General features: G+C 76.2%; 1 protein-coding gene. It reads left to right on the top strand.

Features of this window, described 5'->3' with window-relative positions; genetic code table 11:
* Nucleotides 1-174: 174 nt before the first annotated feature.
* Nucleotides 175-3,259: ATP-binding protein (locus tag VR45_RS50385; protein WP_045944799.1), on the top strand; the 3,085-nt coding region annotated here is incomplete at its 3' end.

Here is a 3,259-nt window from a genome sequence, read left to right as displayed (position 1 = left end):
GCCCTGCACACGACAGATGGCCGAAAGCAGGACAACGCGGGGGCCGATTCACTACGGTCGTCCTCACGACAGCGGCACCGGCGGCACCGGACTCGTGGTCGGCGCGACCCGCCGGGTGGGACGGCAGGGGGTGGCATGGCTCAGGCACGGAGGCGTCCGTCGCGTGCGGAGGCGGTGCGTCAGCGCACCGGTGCTCAATTCATCGGCCGCAGAGCGCAGCTGGCGCTGTTCGTGGACAATCTCGCCCGTGACCCGGACCCGGATTCCGGGCCGGATCCGGCGGACTTCCTGTTCCATGTGCGCGGGGTCGGCGGGGTCGGCAAGTCCACGCTGCTCGCCCAGTGGCGCGAGGCGGCCCGGCGGGCCGGTGCGCTGACCGCGCTGGTCGACGAGACCGATGTGCACGGCGTCGGCACGGCGCTCACCGCGCTCGCCCGCCAGCTCGCCGAACAGGCCGGTCCGCTGAGGGAGTTCGACAAGGCCCTGGAGCAGTACCGGCGTTCGCTCCAGTCCGCGGCGGACCGCGAGCCGGAGCAGCCGCCCGGCGGGGAGGGCGCGTCGCTGCCGACCCGGCTGGTGACCCAGGCGGCCTTGGGGGCGGCCTCGGTGCTGCCGGGCGCGGGTGTGGTCGCGGCGATGGCGAACCCGGACGCGGTGGCCCAGGGCGCCGAGCGCCTGATCGCGGGGGTGCGCCAGCGCCGGCGCGGCGGCGACGTCGAGGAGGCGGCGCTCGGCCGGGCCTTCGTCTCCGAGCTGTCCCGGCTCTGCGAGCGCGACCGGGACCGCGACCGGGATCACAGTCGGGACCGGGACCACAGCCGGGACCGCGGCCGGGACCGGGACCGCCGGCCGTGGATCGTCCTGTTCCTCGACACCTGGGAACTGACGGGCCGTTATCTCGACGGGTGGCTGCGGGAGATCCTCGACGACGCGTTCGGCCCCCTGCCGCTGGAGGTGGTGTTCGTACTGGCCGGCCGGGACGAGCTGGCCGAGCGCGAGTGGGCGCCGTGGCGGCCGGTGCTGGTGGACGTGCCGCTGGAGGTGTTCACCGAGCAGGAGGCCCGCGACCTGCTGACGGCGCGCGGGGTCACCGATCCGCTGGTGGTCGACGCGGTGCTGCGGATGTCGATGCGGCTGCCGCTGCTGGTCGCGCTGCTGGCGGCGGCCGATCCCGGCGCGGTCGAGGAGGTCGCCGACGTCGGCGCCGACATGGTCGACCAGGCGGTGGTGCGCTTCCTGCAGTGGATCCCCGAACCGGAGCGCCGGGACACCGTGCTGGCCGCCGCGCTCCCGCTGCAGCTGAACCGCGACCTGTTCGCCTGCGCCGTCCCGGAGGCCGAACCGGCCGTCTGGGACTGGCTGTCGGTGCAGCCGTTCGTGACCGGGCGCGGCGACTTCCTGCAGTACCACGCCGTGGTCCGCACCAGTATGGTGCGCAGGCGCCGGATCCACACCCCGCGGGAGTGGACGGCCGCGCACACCCGCCTCGCCGAGCACCACGCCGCGGCGCGGGCGGCGGTCGAGCAGTACCTGCCGGCGGCCCGGCGCGGCGCCGACCCCAGGTGGCGGCGGCAGCTGCTGAACGAGACCTACCACCTGCTGTGCTCCGATCCGCTGGCCCGGCTGCCGCGCGCCCTGGAGCACACCGCGCGCACCGCCGGGGACGCGCCGGACGCGCTGGCGCCGTGGGCGGAGATGCTCAACCAGGCCGCCCAGGACAGCGACGACGCCGAACTGACCCGCTGGGCCCGCCGGATCCACGCGGCGGCGGCCGGCGAGCAGCCGGTGCTGGCGGTCCTGGACGTGCTCGCCGGTCCCGGTCTGCCGGTCCGGGTGCGGGCCTGGGCGCTCACCCATCGCGGCTACCAGTACTTCGTCGAGGACCGGGACGACGACGCCCTCGCCGATCTCGACCAGGCCGTCGCGATCGCCGCCGACCTGCCGCAGGCCCTCGCCTACCGGGGGCGCGTGCTCAACTGGCACGGCCACCACGAGCAGGCGCTGGCGGACTTCACGGCGGCGCTGGCCCTCGACCCGGAGTACGCCTGGGCGCTGTCCCGGCGCGGCGAGGCCCGGCAGTTGGCCGGGCTGACCGAGGAGGCGATGGCCGACTTCACGGCGGCGCTGACGCTCGACCCGGACGACGCCTGGGCGCTGGGCTCGCGCGGCCAGGCGCACCGGCTGGCCGGGCGGTTGGACGAGGCGGTCGCCGATCTGACCGCCGCCATCCTGCTCGACCCGGAGTACGCCTGGGCGTTCACCCAGCGCGGTGAGGCGTTCCGGACGGCCGGGCGGCTGGCCGAGGCGGTCGCGGACTTCACCGCCGCGCTGGCGCTGGATCCCGGTGACGCCTGGTCGCTGAGTTCACGGGGCCAGGCCCTGCGGCAGGCCGGGCGGCTGGACGACGCGATCGCCGATCTGACCGCCGCGCTGGCGCTCGGCCCGGAGAACGCCTGGGCGCTGGCCGAGCGGGGCGAGGCGCACCGGCAGGCGGGTCGGCCCGAGGAGGCGGTCGCGGACTTCACGGCGGCGATCGCGCTCACTCCGGAGCACGCGTGGGCGCTGGGCTCGCGTGCCCAGGCGCACCGGCAGGCGGGCCGGTTGGACGAGGCGATCGCGGACTTCACCGCCGCGCTGGCCCTCAACCCGGAGTACGCGTGGGCGGTCGGCGAGCGGGGCGAGGCGCACCGGCAGGCGGGCCGGCTGGAGGAGGCGATCGCGGACTTCACCGCGGCGCTCGCCCTGGACCCGGAGTACGCCTGGGCGCTGGCCGAGCGGGGCGAGGCGCACCGCCAGGCGGGCCGGCTGACGCAGGCGGTGGCGGACCTGACCTCCGCGCTGGAGCTGGACCCCTCGGACGTGTGGGCGCTGCGGGCGCGCGGGCAGGCGTACCGGCAGGCGGGCCGGTTAGACGACGCGATCGCGGACCTCTCGGCCGTTCTCGCGATCGACCCGGAGTACGCCTGGGCGCTGGCGCTGCGCGGCGAGGCGCACCGGCTGGCGGGGGACCTGGCGGAGGCGATCACCGATCTGAGTGCCGCGCTGGCGCTCGAACCGGACGACCCCTGGGCGCTCGGTTCCCGGGGGCAGGCCCGGCGGCAGGCCGGTCTGGTGGAGGAGGCGATCGCCGATCTCACGGCGGCGGTCACCCACAATCCGGACTACACCTGGGCCCTGGCCGAGCGCGGTCAGGCGCACCGGCAGGCCGGGCGTCCGGCGGAGGCGGTCGCCGACCTGTCGGCGGTGCTGGCCCGTGATT

It is taken from the genome of Streptomyces sp. NRRL S-495 (assembly GCF_000966955.1).
GTDB lineage: Bacteria > Actinomycetota > Actinomycetes > Streptomycetales > Streptomycetaceae > Kitasatospora > Kitasatospora purpeofusca.
Note: the sequence above shows the minus strand (reverse complement) of the source record. Positions and strands in the feature narration are given on the sequence as shown.